An 18,178-nucleotide genomic window follows, 5' to 3' on the forward strand; every position below is an offset into this window, starting at 1 on the left:
GCGCCCGCCGAGGTCAGTGGATGCCCTGAGCTCCCAGCCAGCGCTCGGCGTCGATCGCGGCTTTGCATCCCTCTCCGGCTGCCGAGATCGCTTGCCGGTACATGAAGTCCGCGACGTCGCCCGCCGCGAAGATGCCGTCCACGGACGTGTTCGTCGTGGGGTGCGCGATCTTGAGGTAGCCGACCTCGTTCATGTCGAGCTTGCCCGCGAAGATCGCCGTGTTCGGCTGGTGGCCGATCGCGGCGAAATAGCCCGAAACGGCGAGGGTCTTCGCCTCGCCCGTCTTCGCGTTCTTCACGCGCACGCCGGAGACTCCCGTGCCAGGCTCGCCGAGCACCTCCTCGACGACCGTGTCGAGGTGGACCTCGATCTTCGGGTTCGCGAGGGCGCGCTGCGCCATGATTGCGGAAGCCCGAAATTCGCTCCGCCTGTGGACGAGGTGGACCTTCGTGCAGAACTTCGTGAGGTACGTCGCCTCTTCCATTGCGGTGTCGCCGCCGCCCACGACGACGACCTCCTTGCCGCGGAAGAAGAAGCCGTCGCACGTGGCGCAGGCCGAGACGCCGTAGCCGAGGAGCTTCTTCTCGCTCTCGAGCCCGAGGTATTTCGCCGAGGCGCCGGAGGCCACGATGAGCGCGTCGGCCGTGACCCTCCCGCCGGACTCGAGAGTGAGGACGAACGGCTTCGCCTTAACGTCGACGTCGACGACGGTGTCGGCCGCGATCTCGGTGCCGAAGCGCTCGGCCTGCTTGCGCGTGACGTCCATGAGCTCCGGGCCCTGGATGCCGTGCTCGAAGCCGGGGAAGTTCTCGACTTCGGTCGTCGTCGTGAGCTGTCCGCCCGGCTGGATGCCCTCGAGGACGAGGGGCGCGAGGTTCGAGCGGGAGGCGTAGATCGCGGCCGTGAGGCCCGCCGGGCCGGACCCGACGATCACGACCCTGTAATGAGTTTTCTGAGGCATGGGCCCGATTCTTTCACCGGAACTACTTCGAAGCCGTGGAGAAATACTCCTTCGACTTCTCCCAGTCGGCCGTCATCGCCTTCGTGCCGGGCTTCCAGTCGGCGGGGCAGACCTCGCCGTTCTCGCGCACGAACTGGAAGGCCTGGAGCACGCGGAGCGTCTCGTCCACGGAGCGGCCGACGCCGAGGTTGTTGATCGTCGCGTGCTGGACGACGCCGTCCGGGTCGATGACGAAGAGGCCGCGCAGCGCGACCTTGCCGTCCTCGGCGAGGACGCCGTACTCCTCGGCCAGCTCCTTGCCGAGATCCTCGAGGAGCGGGTACGCGAGGCCCTTGATGCCTCCCTCTTCGCGCCGCTTCTCGGTCCACGCGAGGTGGCTGTACTTCGAGTCCACGGAGGCGCCGAGGACCTCTGCGCCGAGCTTCTTGAACTCGCCGAGGCGGTCCGAGAACGCGAGGATCTCGGTCGGGCAGACGAACGTGAAGTCGAGCGGGTAGAAGAACAGGACGACCCACTTGCCCTTGTAGTCCGAGAGGCGGTAGTGGGCGAAGCGTCCGTTCAGGACGCCTTCGAGCGCGAAATCAGGGGCCTGGCGGCCGACGATCTGGGGCATGGGGTTTCTCCTTGCGTTCCGGCGGGGGGTTCTCGGGGCGGGACCGCCCCGGCGCTTGTAGTTTAGACCAAGTCCAGATAAAGTCCAGCTCTCATCGTTGCACGAACGGTTCCCGGGACCGAGATTCCCAAGGGAACACCGAATGAAGGAGGCCACATGGCAGAACTCAAGGGAACGAAGACGCACGAGAACCTCAAGCACGCGTTCGCGGGCGAGAGCCAGGCGAACCGCCGCTATCTCTACTTCGCGGACAAGGCCGACATCGAGGGCTACCCGGAGATCGCCGGCAACTTCCGCGACACGGCCGAGGGCGAGACGGGCCATGCCCACGGGCACATGGACTACCTCAAGGCGGCGGGCGACCCGGCCACCGGCCTCCCGTTCGGCTCGACGCAGCTGAACCTCAAGAGCGCGATCGAGGGCGAAACGTACGAGTACACCCAGATGTACCCGGGCTTCGCGAAGACCGCGCGCGAGGAGGGCTTCGCCGAGGTCGCCGACTGGTTCGAGACGCTCGCGCGCGCCGAGAAGTCGCACGCGAACCGCTTCTCGAAGCTCCTGACGACGATCGGCTGAAGATCTGGTGCGCCCCACCGCCTGAAGCGCACGAACTATGGCGCGGCGGGCGGAGAGGGCGCATTTTCTTCTTAGAAGGTGAAGAACGGCCGGGGCGCTCAATTACCGCAGCGGCGGTGGGCGAGGCTCCGGCCGCACTCACCCTTCTAAGAAATCTCCATCCGCATCCGAATCTCCCCCCGAATCTTCATCCGAAAGCAGAGTGAACATGGGCGCCGTTGGAACACCGATCGCCGTGAAAGACGCGGCGAGCCTCACCGCCGAGCTCACCCGCATCGCCGACATCTGCCACGGTTGCCGCCGATGCTTCACGCTGTGCCCCTCGTTCGAGATCCTCTTCAAGGGTCTCGACGTCCCCGAGGTGGACGGCGAGGCCGACAAGCTGCCGAGGAGGGTCCTCGACGACTTCGTGGACCTCTGCTACGAGTGCAAGCTCTGCCTGCCGCACTGCCCGTACATCCCGCCGCACCGCTGGGCCGTCGACGTCCCGCACCTCGTCCTCGACGCGCGGCGCGTGCGCATGGAAGCGCACGGCCTCCCGCTCCGCGAGCGTCTCCTGTCGGACCCCGACACCCTCGGCCGGATGGCGTCGACGGTCGCGCCCGTCGCGAACTTCATGAACACTCTCCCCCTCGCGCGGTGGGGGATGGAAAAGACGCTCGGCGTCGCCGCGAAGAAGGACCTGCCTCGCTTCGTGTGGCAGACGTTCACGCGCTGGTTCGAGACGCGCGAGGCGCCGAAGCCCACGGGGACCCCGGCCGCGAAGGTCGTCCTCTTCCCGACCTGCTCGGTCGAGTGGAACCGGCCGGAAATCGGGCAGGCCGCCGTGGCCGTCCTCGAGAAGAACGGCGTCGAGGTCGCGGTCGCCTACCCGCAGTGCTGCGGCATGCCGCTCTTCGACGTCGGCGACGTCGCGGGCGCCGACGAGGCGCGCCGGACGTTCGTCGGGGCGATGAAGGGCTGGGTCGAGAAGGGCTACACGATCGTGACGCCGGGCCCGTCCTGCTCCCTCATGGTCAAGAAGGAATACCCGTGGCTCGCCGCCCGCGGCGGAGCCCCGGACCCGGACACCTCGCTCGTCGCGAAGAACACGCGCGACCTCTTCGAGTTCCTCGCGGAGCTCAAGGCGGCGGGCGCGCTCTCCCTCGACTTCCCGAAGGCGCCGAAGTCCATCGCGTACCACCTCCCGTGCCACCTCAAGGTCCAGAACATGGGCTTCAAGTCGCGCGACGTCCTCGCGGCCACCGGCGCGGCGGTGACGATGGTCGAGAAGTGCTCGGGCCACGACGGGACGTGGGCGATGAAGGCCGAGTACTTCGACGAGTCCATGAAGGTCGGCCAGAAGCTGTTCGACTCTCTCGCCGCCGCCGGCGCGGAGATCGTCGCGTCCGACTGCGCCCTCGCGGGCGTGCAGATCCACCAGGGGATGGGCGTCGACGTCCTCCATCCCATCGAAGTCCTCAGGGACGCGTACGGGCTTCCGCGATGAACAAGATCACGCTCTCCGACGTCAAGAACCTCCAGGACTACGAGCTCATCCGCGACGACTGGAAGCGGGACGTCATCGCCGCCAAGGCGCGGCGCCGCGTGGCGCTCGGCGAGTGGATCTCGCTCGTCTTCGAGAACCGCCTGACGGTCCTGCACCAGGTCCAGGAGATGTGCCGCGCCGAGCGCATCGTGAACCCCGCGGCCGTCCAGCAGGAGCTGGACGTCTACAACGAGCTGCTGCCCGGTCCGGGCGAGGTGGCGGCCACGCTGCTCGTCGAGATCACGGACGTGGATCGCGTGAAGGACGAGCTGGACAAGCTCCTCGGCCTCACGTCGGGCGAGCACCTCTGGCTCGAGATCGCCGGCCGCCGCGTCTTCGCGCGGTTCCTCGACGGGCAGAGCCGCGAGGACCGCATCGCGGCGGTCCAGTACCTGCGCTTCCCGGTCGGGACCGACCCGGCCGCGCGGGCCGCGCTCGAGTCGGGGCCGCTCCCGGTCGTCCTCCACCTCGCGCACCCTCACATCCGCGCGAGCTCGCTCCTGTCGCCGGAGGCGCGGCGCGAGCTAGCGCGCGACCTCGCGCCCGACGTCTCGAACTAGGATCGCCGCCGTGATCCTCCACCTTCTGCGCCACGCCGAGGCCGAGGACCTCTCGCCCTCGGGCCGGGACGCGGATCGGCGCCTGACCGAGGACGGCCGCCGGCGGATGAAGTCCGTGGCGAAGGTGATCGCCCGGATGGACCCGGGCTACGACGCGATCCTCGTCTCGCCGCTCGTGCGGGCGCGCCAGACCGCGGAGCCCGTGGCCGAGGCCTGCGGATTCCGAAAGCCGCTCGTCGAAACGAAGGCCCTCGAGCCGAACGCCGACCCCGTGGACATCCTCCACGAGCTCGCGCGCCTGAAGCCCGGGACGGTCCTTCTCGTGGGGCACCAGCCGCACTTCGGGCGCCTTTTCGGGCTCCTCCTCTCGGGTCGGGCCAGCCTCGAGGTCCCCATGAAAAAAGCGGCCCTCGCCGCCTTCGATGCGGAGGCGGACCCCTCGATGGGACGAGCGGAGCTGAAGTTCTACCTCCCGGCCCGCCTCCTGGAAGAGCTCTCCTGACAGACACTTACGGCGTGTTGACCGGATCTTCGCCGGTTTCCTGATAGCATCTCCGGCTCTTGGAGGAACGGTTTCGAATATGGGTAAAAGCGTAGCTCTCGGCTGCATCGTCCTCATCCTCGTCGGCGTCCTCGTCGTGGGGGGCATGGCCGCGGGGGCGTACAACAAGCTCAACGCAGCGGATCAGGCCGTCAGCGGCGCCTGGGCCCAGGTCGAGAACGTCTATCAGCGCCGGGCCGATCTGATCCCGAACCTCGTCGAGACGGTCAAGGGCGCGGCCAATTTCGAGAAGGAAACCCTCACGCAGGTCATCCAGGCCCGCGCGTCCGCGTCCCAGGTCAAGCTGGACGCCAACTCGATCAAGGACCCCGCGGCCTTCGCACAGTTCCAGAAGGCGCAGGACGGGCTCGGCAGCGCGATCGGCCGCCTCCTCGTCAGCGTCGAGAAATACCCGGAGCTGAAGGCGACCCAGAACTTCCGCGACGCTGCAGACGTCGCTCGAGGGCACCGAGAACCGCATCTCCGTCGAGCGCGGCCGCTTCAACGACGTGACGCAGGCCTACAACACGCTGCGCCGCTCGTTCCCGACCGTGATCGTCGCGAACTTCGCCGGCTTCAAGGAGCGCCCGTTCTTCAAGGCCGCCGAGGGCTCCGACAAGCCGCCGGCCGTGAAGTTCTGATTCGAGGCTTAAGAGAGAATTCGGATTTCGGATTTTCTTAGAATGAACAGAGGCGGTGGGCAGCAGCGGCGCGACGCCGGCGAGCTACTCGCCGCCTTTCTTCCTTTCAAAGAAATCCCCCTCTTCCTCTGCGTCTCTTTCTTTCTCTTCCTCTTCGTCTCCGTTCCCGGCGCCGCGCTCGGCGCGGGGCCCGCGGTGCCGCCCGCTCCGACGCGATTCGTGACGGACAAGGCCGGCGCGCTCTCGGCCGGCACGGCGGCGAGCCTCGAGCAGCGACTCGAGAGCTTCGAGAAGGAGACCTCGAGCCAGTTCCTCGTCTACACCGAGCGCGCCGTGCCCGAGGGGACGACGCTCGAGGAGTACACCGTCGCCTGCGCGCAGGCGTGGAAGGCGGGCCAGACCCAGCGCAAGAACGGGATGATCCTGTTCGTCTTCCCGCAGTCGCGGAAGGTGCGCCTCGAGGTCGGCTACGGGCTCGAGGGCGCGATGCCCGATGCGCTCGCGCGCCGGGTCCTCGACGAGCAGGTGCTCCCGCGGTTCCGCACGGGCGACTACGACGGCGGGATTTCGGCCGGCGTCGAGGCGGCGATCGCCGCGACGAAGGGCGAGTACAAGGGCTCCGGAAGCACGCAGGCGAAGAAGAAGGGGCGGAACGAGATCCCGATTCCCTTCCCGGTCGTCCTGCTCCTCCTCTTTCTGTTCTTCTTCGTCATCCTTCCCGCAGCGCGCGGCGGCCGGCGCGGCAAGTACTGGTACCTGGGCAGCGGCGGCTTCGGCGGAGGCGGCTTCGGCGGAGGCTTCGGTGGCGGTGGGGGAGGCGGCGGTTTCTCGGGCGGCGGCGGCTCCTTCGGGGGCGGCGGCGCGAGCGGAGACTGGTGATGGGCGAAAACTCTACGAAGGCGTTCTTCGAGAATCTCGACCGTCCGGCGATCGTCGAGGCCATCCGGCGGGCCGAGGCGAGGAGCTTCGGCGAGATCCGCGTCCATCTCCACCACGGAACCGTGGCCGACGCGCGGCTCGAGGCGGAGAGTACGTTCCTCAAGCTCGGGATGGACAAGACGGCCCGCGGTTCCGGCTGCCTGATCTTCATCGCCCCGGCCTCTCGCAAGTTCGCGGTCGTCGGCGGGACGGGGATCCACGAGAGAGTGGGCGACGGGTTCTGGCTCGAGGCGCGCGACGCGACTCTCGGGCCGTTCCGCGAGGGACGGTTCACGGAAGGGATCGTCGGCGCGGTGGGGAAGCTCGGGGACGCCCTCGCGCTTTTCTTTCCGAAGGACGGCGTATCCGACCGGAACGAACTTCCCGACGACGTCAGCGAGGACTGAAGACCATGAAGCGAGTCACCCTCCCTCTCTGCGCCCTCCTCCTTCTCACCGGGCCGGCGCGCGCGCAGGCCCCGGCGCCGCGTCCCACCGCGGACGACGCCGTCACGTTCGTCGACGCGGCCGAAAAGCGCCTGCTCGCACTCACCGTGGAGGCGAGCCGCGCCGGCTGGGTGCAGGCGAACTTCATCACGCAGGACACCGAGGCCCTCTCGGCACTCGCCGGCGAGCGCCTCATCAAGGCCACGGCCGAGCTGGCCAATGAGGCCGAGCGCTTCCGCGGCGTCGCGGTCCCGCCCGAGACCGCGCGCAAGCTCGAGAAGATCCGCCTCTCGCTCGACCTCGCGGCGCCCGCCGACCCGGCGAAGAGCGCGGAGCTCACGCGCCTCGCGACCGGCATGGACGCCGCTTACGGGCGCGGCCGTGCTTTCCTCCCGGGGGCGAAGGACGGCCTCACGTTCGAGGACGTCAATCGCCGGATGGCGGCGAGCCGCGACCCGAAGGAGCTGCTGGCGCTCTGGAAGGCTTGGCACGCGGTCGGAACGCCGTTGCGTGCCGACTACACGCGCTTCGTCGCGCTTGCGAACGAGGGGGCAAAGGAGCTCGGATTCGCGGATACGGGCGCGATGTGGCGGAGCAAGTACGACATGCCCCCGGACGCGTTCGCGAAAGAGCTGGACCGCCTCTGGGAAGAGGTGAAGCCGCTCTACGTCGCCCTCCACACGTACGCGCGCACGAAGCTCCGCGAGCAGTACGGCGACGCCGTTCCGGCGAAGGGCCCGATCCCGGCGCACCTTCTCGGGAACATGTGGGCTCAGGACTGGACGAACGTGGTCCCGCTTCTCGCGCCGAAGCGCGCGGACACCGGCTACGACCTCACGAAGATCCTCGAGACGCGGAAGACCGACGCGAAGGGGATGGTGAAGTACGGCGAGGGCTTCTTCACGTCGCTCGGCTTCGCGCCGCTGCCGGCGACGTTCTGGGAGCGCTCGCTCTTCACGCGCCCCAGGGACCGCGACGTCGTCTGCCACGCGAGCGCGTGGGATCTCGAGGACGTCGGCGGCGCGAGCGACATCCGGATCAAGATGTGCATCGAGCCGACCGCCGAGGACTTCGTGACGGTGCACCACGAGCTCGGCCACAACTTCTACCAGCGCGCGTACGCGAAGCAGCCTCCGATCTTCCGCGAGAGCGCGAACGACGGCTTCCACGAAGCGATCGGCGACACGATCGCGCTCTCGATCACGCCGAAGTACCTCAAGCAGCTCGGCCTCATCGCCGCCGAGCCGCCGCCCGCCGGCGACATCGGGTTTCTGCTCGACCGCGCCCTCGAGAAGGTCGCGTTCCTGCCGTTCGGCCTCCTGATCGACCAGTGGCGCTGGAAGGTCTTCTCGGGCGAGGTCACGCCCACCACCTACAACACCGCGTGGTGGGAGCTGAAGCGGAAGTACCAGGGCGTGGTCCCGCCCGAGGCCCGCTCCGAGGCCGACTTCGACCCGGGCGCGAAGTACCACGTCCCCGGCAACGTCCCGTACATGCGCTACTTCCTCGCGCACGTCCTCCAGTTCCAGTTCCACCGGGCGCTTGCGCAGGCCGCGGGCTGCACGGAGCCGCTCTACCGCTGCTCGATCTACGGGAACAAGGAGGCCGGCCGGCGCCTGAACGAGATGCTCCAGATGGGGTCCAGCCGCCCCTGGCCGGAGGCGCTCGAGAAGCTCACGGGCCAGCGGAAGATCGACGCCACGGCCATCCTCGACTACTTCGCGCCGCTGAAGAAGTGGCTGGACGAGCAGAACGCGGGCAAACCCTTGGGCTGGTGAGGCCTACGGGCGGCCTTTCCCCGGCGTTTTGACAGGGGGGGCCCCCTCTGGTATTTTTACCGGCCCTTTTGACCTTTACGAGGTCGGGGTTTCAGGAGAAGCCATGTACGCAGTGATCCGCACCGGGGGCAAGCAGGTCCGCGTCGCCGAAGGCGACGTGGTCCGCGTCGAGCGCCTCACGAAGGAGACCCTGAAAAAGGGCGCCGAGGTGTCCCTCGGAGAAATTCTCGCGATCGGCAAGGAGGACGGCCTCCACCTCGGGTCGCCCCTCGTCGAGGGCGCGAGCGTGACGGCCGTGGTCGTCCGCGAGACGCGCGGGCCCAAGCTCCTCGTCTACAAGAAGAAGCGCCGCAAGGGCTTCCAGCGCACCCACGGGCATCGGCAGGACCTCGTCGAGGTCCGCATCGCTTCCATCAAGGCCTAGCGGAGACGGACAGATGGCACACAAAAAAGGTCAGGGCTCGTCCCGTAACGGCCGCGACAGCAACGCGCAGCGCCTCGGCGTCAAGCGCTTCTCCGGCCAGCTCGTCACCGGGGGCTCGATTCTCGTCCGGCAGCGCGGCACGCCGCTCAAGCCGGGCCTGAACGTCGGCCGCGCCAAGGACGACTCGCTCTTCGCGAAGGTGGACGGCGTCGTGAACTTCCACGACAAGGGCCGCCTCGGGCGTTTCGTCTCGATCACGCCGGTCGAACAAAAGCCCAACTAACCCCATGTTCATCGACGAAGCCGCCATCCACGTCGCCGGGGGCGACGGGGGGAACGGCTGCGTCGCGTTCCGCCGGGAGAAGTTCATTCCGCACGGCGGCCCCTCGGGCGGCGACGGCGGCGACGGCGGGTCCGTCACGCTCGTCGCGGACCCGTCGCTGAACACGCTCTACCCGTTCCGCTTCACGAAGCGCTTCGTCGCGGGCCGCGGCGGGCACGGCAGGGGAAACAACTGCCACGGGAAGAACGGACGCCAGCTCGAGGTCTCCGTGCCGGTGGGCACCGTCGTGAAGGACCGCGAGTCGGGCGAGATCCTGGGCGACCTCGTCGCGCAGGGACAGACGCTTCTGATCGCCAAGGGGGGACGCGGGGGCCGCGGCAACGCCCGCTTCGCGACGTCCACGAACCGGACGCCGCGCCGCGCCGATCCCGGCACCGAAGGGGTTCAGCTCGATCTGGCGCTGGAGCTCAAGCTCCTCGCGGACGTCGCCCTCGTCGGCCTTCCGAACGCCGGGAAGTCGACGCTCATCGCGGCGATCTCGGCGGCGCGGCCGAAGATCGCGGACTACCCGTTCACGACGCTCGTCCCGAACCTCGGCGTCGTCTCGTGGGACCGGTTCCGGACGTTCGTCGCGGCCGACGTGCCGGGCCTCATCGCGGGCGCGCACGAGGGCCACGGCCTCGGGATCCGGTTCCTCAAGCACGTCGAGCGCTCGCGCCTCCTCGCGCACCTCGTCGACGCGGCCTCCCTTGCCGGGGACGATGCCGCGGGCGAAGCCGAAGCGGCGGTCGCGACGATCGAGAACGAGCTCGCGGCCTTCCAGCCCGAGCTTGCGCGGCGCGAGCGCGTGCTCGTCGCCACGAAGGCGGACGCCGCGACGCCCGAACAGATCAAGGCCGTCGCGCGCGCCGCGAAGAAACGCGGCCTGACGTTCTTCGCGATCTCGGCCGCGGCGCGGCAGGGTCTCGAGCCGCTCGTCGCCCACCTCGGGACGCGCCTCGACGCCCTGGCGGCCCTTTCGGCGCCCGCTCCCGCCGCCGGGAGCCCGGAGGCCCCGTGACGCTCCGGATCGGGGTGTACGGCGGCACGTTCGACCCCGTCCATCTCGGGCACGTCCTGCCCGTGGAGGAGACGCGCGTCCACCTCGGCCTCGACCGCGTCCTGTACGTCCCGGCGTACCACCCGCCGCACAAGCCGGCCTCGCCGTCGGCGCCGGCGCACCACCGCTTCGCGATGCTCGCGCTCGCGCTCGAGCCCTGGCCGAACCTGCTCCTCTCGGACTTCGAGGTCGCGCGCGGCGGGACGACGTACACGATCGAGACGCTCCGCCACCTGCGCGCGCAGACGGAGGGGGCCGAGATCCTGCTCGTCCTCGGGTCGGACTCGCTCGCCCAGATCGAGACGTGGCGCTCCTTCCGCGAGCTTCTCGAGGAGTTCCGGCTGGCGGTCGTCGGGCGCGAGGGATTCACGCGTGAGGCTCTGAGTCGGGCGCTCCCGCCGGACGTCGCCGCCCGTTTCGCGCCGGAGGACTCCCGCCCCGGGGGGGAGGTCCCGGAGCACTCCATCTACTGGGGAGGCAACGCTCCGGTTACAATTTCGTCCACGTGGTTAAGGCGCGCGATCCCCGCGGGAGAAAACCTGAGCGGAAGTCTCCCGGAGAACGTGGCCGCGTACCTGCGAAAGCACGGCCTCTACCGGCTCCCGTAAAGCACCCCGTCCCCCCGATCGGCGACGTCGACGACCTCATCGCGGCGACGCTCGCGCGCGCGGGCGGGCCCGCTGCCGAGCGGCCCCAGCGGCCCGCGGACGCGGAGCTCGACGCGCGGCTCACCGCGCACCTCAAGCGGGGCGTGGCGGCCCTCCTCGACAAGAAGGCCGAGAAGCTCGTCGTCCTGAACCTCCAGGGCCTCACGGCGATGGCCGATTACTTCGTTCTCGCGACGGCCTCGAGCGACCGGCAGGCGCAGGCGCTCGCGGACGCCGTCGAGGCGGCCCTCAAGGCCGAGGGGCGCCGGCCCCTCTCGATCGAGGGCTACTCCTCGCCCTGGATCCTCGTGGACTACGGAGACGTCGTCTTCCACATCTTCCACGACGAGGCGCGGCGCTTCTACGGGCTCGAGCGCCTCTGGGGCGACGCGCCGGACGCGACCGCGTCGTTCCGCTGACGCGCGTGGCGACCCGCGCGCGCGCGGCCGCCCCGGCCCCGCCGCTCTTCGCGACGCGCCACCGCGGCCTCCGGGAACAGCTCCGCCGCCTCGCGCGCGCCGCCGACTCCGCGAATACGGTTCTCCTCCTCGGGGCGCCGGGCACGGGCAAGGACCGCCTCGCGCGCCTCCTCCACGAGCGCTCGCGGCGCGCCGCCGAACCGTTCGTGCGCGTGGACCTCGCGGCCGTCGCGGACGACCTCTTCGAGAGCGAGCTCTTCGGGCACGAGCGCGGCGCCTTCACGGGGGCCGTCTCCCCGAAGCCGGGCCTCCTCGAGGGCGCGGGCGGCGGGACCCTCTACCTCGACCGCATCGACGCGCTCTCCCTGCGCGCGCAGGGAAAACTCCTGCGCGTCGTGGAGGAACGCCTCGTCCGCCGCGTGGGCGGCACGCGGCAGACGGCCCTCAAGGCGCGCCTCGTCGCGTCGGCGGGGCCCGACCTCCCGCGCCGCGCGCGGAGCGGTGAGTTCCGGGAGGACCTCTTCTACCGGCTCGCGGTCGTGACGGTGACGCTCCCGCCGCTCGCCGAACGTCGCGAGGATCTCCTCGCCGCCGCGCGCTCCGTCGCCCGCGCCGCGGGCGGCCCGGGCGCGTTCACGCCGGCGGCCCGCGCCCTGCTCCTTTCGCACGCGTGGCGCGGCAACTTCCGCGAGCTCGAGAACGTCGTGCGCCGCGCGGCGGCCGCGGCGGCGGCCGCGAAGGCCGCGGCCATCGATGCGGTGCATCTCGAGCTGTCGGGCCCGTCCGACCCGGCGGCGCTTCTGTCGGCCGCCGCGCACGCGGGCTGGACGCTCCGGCAGCTGACGGACGCGTACATCCGGCTCGTCCTCGAGGACTCCGGCGGGAACGTCGCGGAGGCGGCGCGCCGCCTGGGGATCGCGCGTAAGACGCTCTACGAGCGGCGGGGCTGAGACGGAATGCGCATCCGCTTCCTCTTCGTCGGAAAGAGCGACGAGGCCGAGTACGCGCGCGGCGTCGAGCGTTACGTCGCGCGGATCGCGCGCTTTTCCCCGTGCGACGTCGTCGTCGTGAAGGAGGAGAAGCCCGGCGCGAAGGCGGACGCGGAGCGTGTGAAGGCGAAGGAAGGCGAGCGCCTCCTCGCGGCCCTCCAGCCCCGCGACCTCCTCGTCCTCTGCGACGAGCGGGGGAAGGAGCGGACGAGCGCCGAGTTCGCCCGGGACCTCCGCGGATGGCTCGATTCCGGGCCGTCGGCGGTCGCGTTCGCGGTGGGGGGAGCGTTCGGTCTCGACCCCTCTCTGACCCCGCGGGCGCGTGCTATCCTCTCGCTTTCCCGGATGACCCTGCCCCACCAGATGGCACGGTTGCTCCTGGCGGAGCAGGTCTACCGGGCGACCGCGACGCTCTCCGGCGTCGCGTATTCCAAGTGACCCCGAGGAACACCAACATGTCTCCCAAGTCGGCTGTTGCCCCCGCGAAGTTCTCGAAGAAGGAATCCGGCGAGAAGGTCAAGAAGCGCCTCCACGCCAAGCGCGACGAGCTGCTGGCCGACCTGGCCAAGAACCGCGCGGTCTCCGACGAGACGGTCGACGAGTCCGCCCAGGACATGGCCGACCGCGCCACGTCGGCGTACACGAAGGAGTTCGCGTACTCCCTCTCCGAGAGCGACCGCAAGATCCTGCTCCTGATCGACGAGTCCCTTGGCCGGCTCGACGCGGGCACGTACGGCACGTGCGTGAACTGCGGCCAGCCCGTCCAGGAAAAGCGGCTCGAGGCCGTGCCCTGGGCGCGCCACTGCCTGGACTGCCAGGAACTCCAGGACAAGGGCCTTCTCTAAGCGGTTAGGATGGGCGCCGTGAAGCGCCCGGAGCCCTTCGCCGAGATCGCGCCGCTGCTTTCGGCGGCGCGCACGGCGCCCCTCCCGCCCCTCTTCTTCGTCACCGGCGACGACGACTGGATCGTCGCGGAAGCCGTGCGCCGGATCGCGGCCGCGTTCCGCGAGGCCTTCCGCGAGGGCGAGGTCACGTCCTACGAGGCCCCCGGCGGAGGCGTCGCCGAGGCCGTCGCGGACACCGCGACGGTCGCGCTCTTCTCGACGAACCGCCTCGTCACCCTGGACGCGACGGATCTCCTCCGCGGCAAGGGCCTCACGGCCGACGAGCTCGACGCGCTCCTCGACGAGGCCGCCGAGGCGGGGGAGGACGCGCGCGCGTTCGCGCGCCTCGCGCGCAAGGCGCGCGCGATCGCGGGCGCGGCGGGCATCCCGGCGTCCGACCTCGCCGACGACCCCGCCGACGCGGCGCGCCGCATCGCGGGGCGCGTGAAGCGCGCCGACCGCGCGCCGGCCCTCGCGGCGCTCCTCGGCCTCCCGGGCGTCGAGGACGAGGGCGCCGAGTCGGCGCTCGACCGACTCCTGGATTTCGCGCGGCGCGCGGGGCCGTCCGACAACGTCCTCCTCGTCCACGCCGTCGCGCCGGACCCGCAGCACGCCGGTTCGCAGCTGCTGCGCAAGACCGCCCGCGCCGCGGACCTCTCGTGCGCGACCGAGGACGTCCGCCGCGACCGCCTCCACGCGCTCGGTCTCGAGCGCGCGATCGACCGCAAGGTCCTCGTCGAGGCGGAAGTGTTCGAGCTCCTGACCAGCCACGGGCGGCTCACGGCACGGCCGTTCCTGTCGGACCTCGACCGCCTCATCGACTCGTCCGAGGGCCCGCGCGTCACGGCCGAGCACGCCGCGCGGCAGGTCGCGGACGAGAGCCGCGAGTACGGCTCGGACTTCGTGGACGCCGTCGCGGCCCGCGACATGCTCGAGGCCCTGCGCCTCCTCGGCAAGCTCCTCTCGGGCGCGACGTTCGCGGCTTTCCGTCCCTACGGCGGGAAGGAAGAAGCCCCCCAGGCCGCGAAGAAGGGCCCGCGCGGCGAAGCGGCGTTCTTCCCGCTGCTCGGGCTCCTGGCGGGCGAGGTCCGGCGCATGCTCGCGCTCCGCGCCGCTCTCGAGGAACGCGGCGCGTCCATGCGCCGCGCGGACTACCGCACGTTCGCGGACCGCATCCTGCCCGCGCTGAAGACGCCGCGGCCCGGCCTGCCTCCGCTGCCGCTCGACAGCCACCCCTTCGTTCTCCACAAGGCGTATCTCGCCTCGCTGAACTGGACCGCCGACGAGCTCGCGGATGCGCTCGTCGGGATCGAGGCGATCGACCGCGGCGTCAAGACGGGCGCGGGATCGGGGAGCGAGCTCCTCGAGGCGTGGCTTCTGTCGCGCGCGCGCCCCGCCATGCAGAGAGCCGGATGAGCGCGCCGGACGCGGCCCCCGCCGTCCGCTTCGACCGGCGCGATCGCGTCTTCGTGCTGGCGTGCCTCGCCGTGATCGTCCTCGGCGCGGCCGCAGGGCGCGCGGGGTTCACGCGCGCCTTCCCCGAAGCCTCGATCGACTTCAAGGTCACGCGGGACGAGGCGGTGACCCGGGGGGCGGCCGCGCTGAAGGCGCGCGGCTTCTCCGTGGAGGGCATGCGCGCCCTCGCGACGTTCGACGTCGACGACGAGGCCAAGGTCTTCCTCGAGAGGACGCTCGGTCTCCAGAAGGCGAGCCCGCTCTTCGCGACGGACGTGCCCGTGTGGCGCTGGTCCGTCCGGTGGGTGAAGCCGCTCGAAAAGCTCGAGTACCGCTCCGCCGTGGCGCCGGACGGGCGCGTCCTCTCCGTCCGCCGGCTCCTGCCCGAAAAGGCCGGCGCGCCCGATCCCGGCGACGCCGCCGCGCGCGTGCTCGCCGAGGAGGCGCTCCGGAAGGATCGCGGCCTCGAGCCCGGCTCGCTGCGGTTCATCCGGGCCGAAGTCGAGAAGCGGCCCGCGCGGACGGACCGCATCTTCGAGTGGGAGTCGAACACGATCCGATTCGGCGACGCCGCGATGCGCTACCTCGTCGAGGTGCAGGGCGACCGGGTCGGGCGGACGTCGCTGCACCTCGACGTTCCCGAGAGGTGGCGGCGCGACTACCAGACGCTGCGCTCGAAGAACCTCGCCGCAGGCAGCGTCGCGACGTTCGGCCTCATCCTGACGTTTGGCGCGGTCCTCGTCGTCTTCCTCCAGCGCGTCCGGCGCAAAGACGTGAAGTGGAGGCTGGCGCTGACGTTCGCGGCGGTCGGCGCCGCCCTCCAGCTCCTCGCCTCGCTGAACGAGCTCCCGATCCGGCTGTTCGACTACGACACGGCCGAAGCGTGGTCGGGATTCCTCGCGCAGTCTCTCCTCGCAGACGTCGCGGGGGCGATCGCGCTCGGGGCCGTCCTCTTCCTGCTCGTCGCGGCGGGCGAGCCGCTCTTCCGCGAGGCGTACCCGGGCCAGCCGGCGCTCGGGCGGATCCTTTCCGTCCGGGCTTTTCGCTCGAAGAGGTTCTTCCGCGGCCTCCTTCTCGGGTACGCGATGACGGCGTTCTTCTTCGCGTACCAGGTCGTCTTCTACATCGTGGCCGAGCGGTTTGGCGCGTGGGCGCCAGCGGAGGTCCCGTACTCGAGCCTCCTCGGGACGACGTTCCCGTGGCTCGGCGTCCTCATCATGGGCTTCATGCCGGCGACGACGGAGGAGTTCTCGTCGCGGATGTTCTCGATCCCGTTCGTGCGCTCCTTCGCCCCGGGTTGGGTCGCGGTTCTCCTGCCGGCGTTCATCTGGGGCTTCGCGCACAGCACGTACCCGAACCAGCCGTTCTACATCCGAGGGCTGGAAGTGGGATTCGCGGGCGTCCTGATCGGGCTCGTCTTCCTGAAGGAGGGGATGCTCCCCCTCCTCGTGTGGCACTTCACGGTGGACGCGGTCTACACGGCGCTCCTCCTCGTTCGCTCGACGAATCCGTACTTCGTGGTCTCCGGCGCGCTCTCCGCGCTCGTCCTGCTCCTCCCCATGGCCGTCGCCCTCGTCCTCTACTTCCGGAACGGCGGCTTCGCTCCGGACGAAGGCCTCGCGAACGCGGCGGTCGGGTCGGCGCCCGAAGCGCCGCACGCCGTCGAGCCGCCGCCGCTCGCCTGCGCACCCCCGCGCGCGCTCGAACCCCGGCGCCTCGCCCTCGCGGCGGGGCTCTCCCTCGCCGTCCTCTTCCTCGCGCGCGTCGTCCTCCCGCACGCGACGCCCTGGGACGGCCTCGAGATCCGCGTCGACCGGGCCGGCGCCCGGGCCGCCGCGGACGCGTTCCTGAAGGCGCGGGGCGAGGATCCCGAGGCCTTTCTCAGGGCCGTCACGCACGCGACGGCGCTTCCCGCGCTCGAGGATCCCTCCGACACGGGCGCGGGCCTGATCCCGTACGACCCGTCCGACGCCGCGGCCCGCTGGCTCCTTGAACGCGGCGGGATGCCGCTTCTCACGAAGTGGGCGACCTCGATCCTGCCCGGACCCGTCTGGCACGTGCGCTACGTCCGGGCTCTCGACGAGCACGGCGGCACGGTGGCCGTGGACGCGCGCTCGGGGAAGGTCGTCGCGTTCCGCCGGACGTTTCCCGAGGCCGAGTCCGGCGGTTCTCCCGACGAGGCGGCCGCGGGCGCGAAGGCGGCGGAGGTCCTGAAGTCGTTTGGCGAGGAGGCCGGACGCTGGACACTCGTCTCGTCGAGCGGGGAGAACCGCAAGGCCCGCCGCGACACGCGCGTCGTCTTCGAGTCGAAGGCGGACCGGGCGGGCGAGGCGGCGCGGCGACTGTTCGTCTCGCTCGCGGGGGACGTCCCGTCCCTCTATGCGACGGCGCTGAAGCTTCCCGAGGAGTGGGTGCGCCTGCGCGAGAAGTCCACGCCGCCAAAGTACGCAGCCCTCGTCTGGAAGATCCTCGGCCTCGGCACGCTCGTCGGCCTCCTCCTCGTCGAGGTCGTGAAGGTGGCGCGCGCGGGTGTCGTGCCCTGGCGCCGGGCGCTCGCGCTCGGGGCGCTCCTGACGCTGCCCGCCCTCCTCGCTCGCGCCTTGGGGCTCCCGGTCATCCTCGCGCGCTACGACTCGCAGTTCACTCTCCCCGTCTTCTTCGTCATCGCGGGCGTCGGCCTCGTCGTCGGCGTCCTCGTGTCGTTCTTTCTCGCCTTCCTCGCGGCGGGGCTCGTCCTGACCGTGAAACCGGACGCGACCGCCGCCTTTCGCCGCGGCGCGATCGACGGCCGCCGGTCCCTCCTCGCGGCGGCCGCGGCCGTCCTCCTCGTCGTCGCCGCGCGCGCCCTCGCGCGGTCGATCGGGGCGGCGTTCCCGCTGGAGGCCGGCGTCGGGGCCTTCCCGTTCCCGCCCGGCGTACAGGGTCTCCTCCCGGCCGCGTCCGTCCTCGACGCCGTGACGTCGCGGCTCCTGCTGCTCGCGGGCGGCGCGGCGTTCGGCGCCCTCCTCCTGTCCGATGTCCTGAAGAAGCCCGCGCTCAGGGCCGGCTTCCTCCTTTTCGCCGCGGGCGCCTTCGCGCCGCTTTCCGCCCGGACGTGGGGCGAACTCTTCGTGCCGGTTCTCGTGGGGTCGATCGTCGGCGCCGCGTTCCTCGCCGCGCTCGCGGCGCTCCTGGAGGACGACCCTCGGGCGTACGTCTTCACGGCCGCCGGCCTGGGCCTCGCGGGCGGGGCGGCCGACCTTCTGACGAGCGGGGTCCCGTGGTGGACCCTGAACGGAGCCCTCGCGGCCGGCGTTCTGCTCGCGCTTCTCGCCTGGCGGGGCTTCGACCGCCCGGCGCCCGCCGAATCTCGCTGAAACACGCCCCGGAGAACCCGTCTCAGAACCGGGGGCCTTCGCCCTGCGTATCACCCTCTG

Annotated in this window: 19 protein-coding genes and 1 pseudogene; 18 read left to right on the plus strand and 2 right to left on the minus strand. The window is 70.7% G+C overall.

What is annotated here, in order from left to right; translation table 11 throughout:
- Nucleotides 1–13: 13 nt before the first annotated feature.
- Complete coding sequence (trxB, locus tag IPL89_10070; GenBank protein MBK9063525.1) at nt 14–961, minus strand: thioredoxin-disulfide reductase; 948 nt, start codon at nt 959–961, stop codon at nt 14–16.
- A 22-nt stretch (nt 962–983) separates the two neighbouring features.
- Nucleotides 984–1,574, minus strand: coding sequence for a peroxiredoxin (locus tag IPL89_10075; GenBank protein ID MBK9063526.1), 591 nt, complete (start codon nt 1,572–1,574; stop codon nt 984–986).
- A 156-nt stretch (nt 1,575–1,730) separates the two neighbouring features.
- Here IPL89_10075 and IPL89_10080 point away from each other — a divergent pair, with 156 nt between their 5' ends.
- The 18 genes and pseudogenes from IPL89_10080 to IPL89_10165 all read left to right on the plus strand — a co-directional run bounded on the left by IPL89_10080 (nt 1,731) and on the right by IPL89_10165 (nt 18,118).
- Entirely contained in the window at nt 1,731–2,150 is a 420-nt protein-coding gene (locus IPL89_10080; GenBank protein MBK9063527.1) for a rubrerythrin, read from the plus strand.
- Nucleotides 2,151–2,358: 208 nt separating this feature from the next.
- Nucleotides 2,359–3,639 carry a 4Fe-4S dicluster domain-containing protein gene (locus tag IPL89_10085; protein MBK9063528.1) on the plus strand — a complete coding sequence of 427 codons (1,281 nt, stop codon included), beginning with the start codon at nt 2,359–2,361 and terminating at the stop codon, nt 3,637–3,639.
- Nucleotides 3,636–4,238 carry a DUF3501 family protein gene (locus IPL89_10090; protein ID MBK9063529.1) on the plus strand — a complete coding sequence of 201 codons (603 nt, stop codon included), beginning with the start codon at nt 3,636–3,638 and terminating at the stop codon, nt 4,236–4,238. Before IPL89_10085 ends, IPL89_10090 begins: the two co-directional genes overlap by 4 nt.
- Before the next feature lie 10 nt (nt 4,239–4,248).
- Nucleotides 4,249–4,740, plus strand: a complete 492-nt coding sequence (gene sixA, locus IPL89_10095; protein ID MBK9063530.1) for a phosphohistidine phosphatase SixA — start codon at nt 4,249–4,251, stop codon at nt 4,738–4,740.
- Nucleotides 4,741–4,819: 79 nt separating this feature from the next.
- A pseudogene (locus IPL89_10100) lies at nt 4,820–5,420 on the plus strand (LemA family protein).
- Nucleotides 5,421–5,462: 42 nt separating this feature from the next.
- A complete protein-coding gene (locus IPL89_10105; GenBank protein MBK9063531.1) occupies nt 5,463–6,299 on the plus strand; it encodes a TPM domain-containing protein in 837 nt (278 codons plus the stop codon).
- Nucleotides 6,299–6,745: a TPM domain-containing protein gene (locus IPL89_10110; GenBank protein MBK9063532.1), complete on the plus strand. Its 447-nt coding sequence runs from the start codon at nt 6,299–6,301 to the stop codon at nt 6,743–6,745. The genes IPL89_10105 and IPL89_10110 overlap by 1 nt, the downstream gene beginning before the upstream one ends.
- Nucleotides 6,746–6,750: 5 nt before the next feature.
- Complete coding sequence (locus tag IPL89_10115; GenBank protein ID MBK9063533.1) at nt 6,751–8,562, plus strand: M2 family metallopeptidase; 1,812 nt, start codon at nt 6,751–6,753, stop codon at nt 8,560–8,562.
- A gap of 103 nt (nt 8,563–8,665) precedes the next feature.
- Entirely contained in the window at nt 8,666–8,986 is a 321-nt protein-coding gene (gene rplU / locus IPL89_10120) for a 50S ribosomal protein L21 (protein ID MBK9063534.1), read from the plus strand.
- Nucleotides 8,987–8,999: 13 nt separating this feature from the next.
- Complete coding sequence (gene rpmA, locus IPL89_10125) at nt 9,000–9,269, plus strand: 50S ribosomal protein L27 (protein ID MBK9063535.1); 270 nt, start codon at nt 9,000–9,002, stop codon at nt 9,267–9,269.
- Nucleotides 9,270–9,273: 4 nt separating this feature from the next.
- Nucleotides 9,274–10,329 (plus strand): GTPase ObgE, encoded by a 1,056-nt coding sequence (obgE, locus tag IPL89_10130; GenBank protein ID MBK9063536.1) that lies wholly within the window; start codon nt 9,274–9,276, stop codon nt 10,327–10,329.
- The gene (gene nadD, locus IPL89_10135) at nt 10,326–10,976 is read left to right on the plus strand and encodes a nicotinate (nicotinamide) nucleotide adenylyltransferase (protein ID MBK9063537.1); all 651 of its coding nucleotides are present in this window, start codon (nt 10,326–10,328) and stop codon (nt 10,974–10,976) included. The genes obgE and nadD overlap by 4 nt, the downstream gene beginning before the upstream one ends.
- Before the next feature lie 38 nt (nt 10,977–11,014).
- Complete coding sequence (rsfS, locus tag IPL89_10140; protein ID MBK9063538.1) at nt 11,015–11,434, plus strand: ribosome silencing factor; 420 nt, start codon at nt 11,015–11,017, stop codon at nt 11,432–11,434.
- A 5-nt stretch (nt 11,435–11,439) separates the two neighbouring features.
- Nucleotides 11,440–12,384, plus strand: a complete 945-nt coding sequence (locus tag IPL89_10145) for a sigma-54-dependent Fis family transcriptional regulator (GenBank protein ID MBK9063539.1) — start codon at nt 11,440–11,442, stop codon at nt 12,382–12,384.
- A gap of 6 nt (nt 12,385–12,390) precedes the next feature.
- On the plus strand, nt 12,391–12,861 hold the full coding sequence (locus IPL89_10150; protein ID MBK9063540.1) for a 23S rRNA (pseudouridine(1915)-N(3))-methyltransferase RlmH: 471 nt from the start codon (nt 12,391–12,393) through the stop codon (nt 12,859–12,861).
- 17 nt (nt 12,862–12,878) lie between these two features.
- Nucleotides 12,879–13,268, plus strand: a complete 390-nt coding sequence (locus IPL89_10155; protein ID MBK9063541.1) for a TraR/DksA family transcriptional regulator — start codon at nt 12,879–12,881, stop codon at nt 13,266–13,268.
- Between the two features lie 18 nt (nt 13,269–13,286).
- Complete coding sequence (locus tag IPL89_10160) at nt 13,287–14,723, plus strand: hypothetical protein (GenBank protein ID MBK9063542.1); 1,437 nt, start codon at nt 13,287–13,289, stop codon at nt 14,721–14,723.
- A complete protein-coding gene (locus IPL89_10165) occupies nt 14,720–18,118 on the plus strand; it encodes a CPBP family intramembrane metalloprotease (protein MBK9063543.1) in 3,399 nt (1,132 codons plus the stop codon). Before IPL89_10160 ends, IPL89_10165 begins: the two co-directional genes overlap by 4 nt.
- The last annotated feature ends 60 nt before the right edge of the window (nt 18,119–18,178 follow it).

It is taken from the genome of Acidobacteriota bacterium (assembly GCA_016716715.1).
Classification (GTDB): Bacteria; Acidobacteriota; Thermoanaerobaculia; order UBA5066; family UBA5066; genus Fen-183.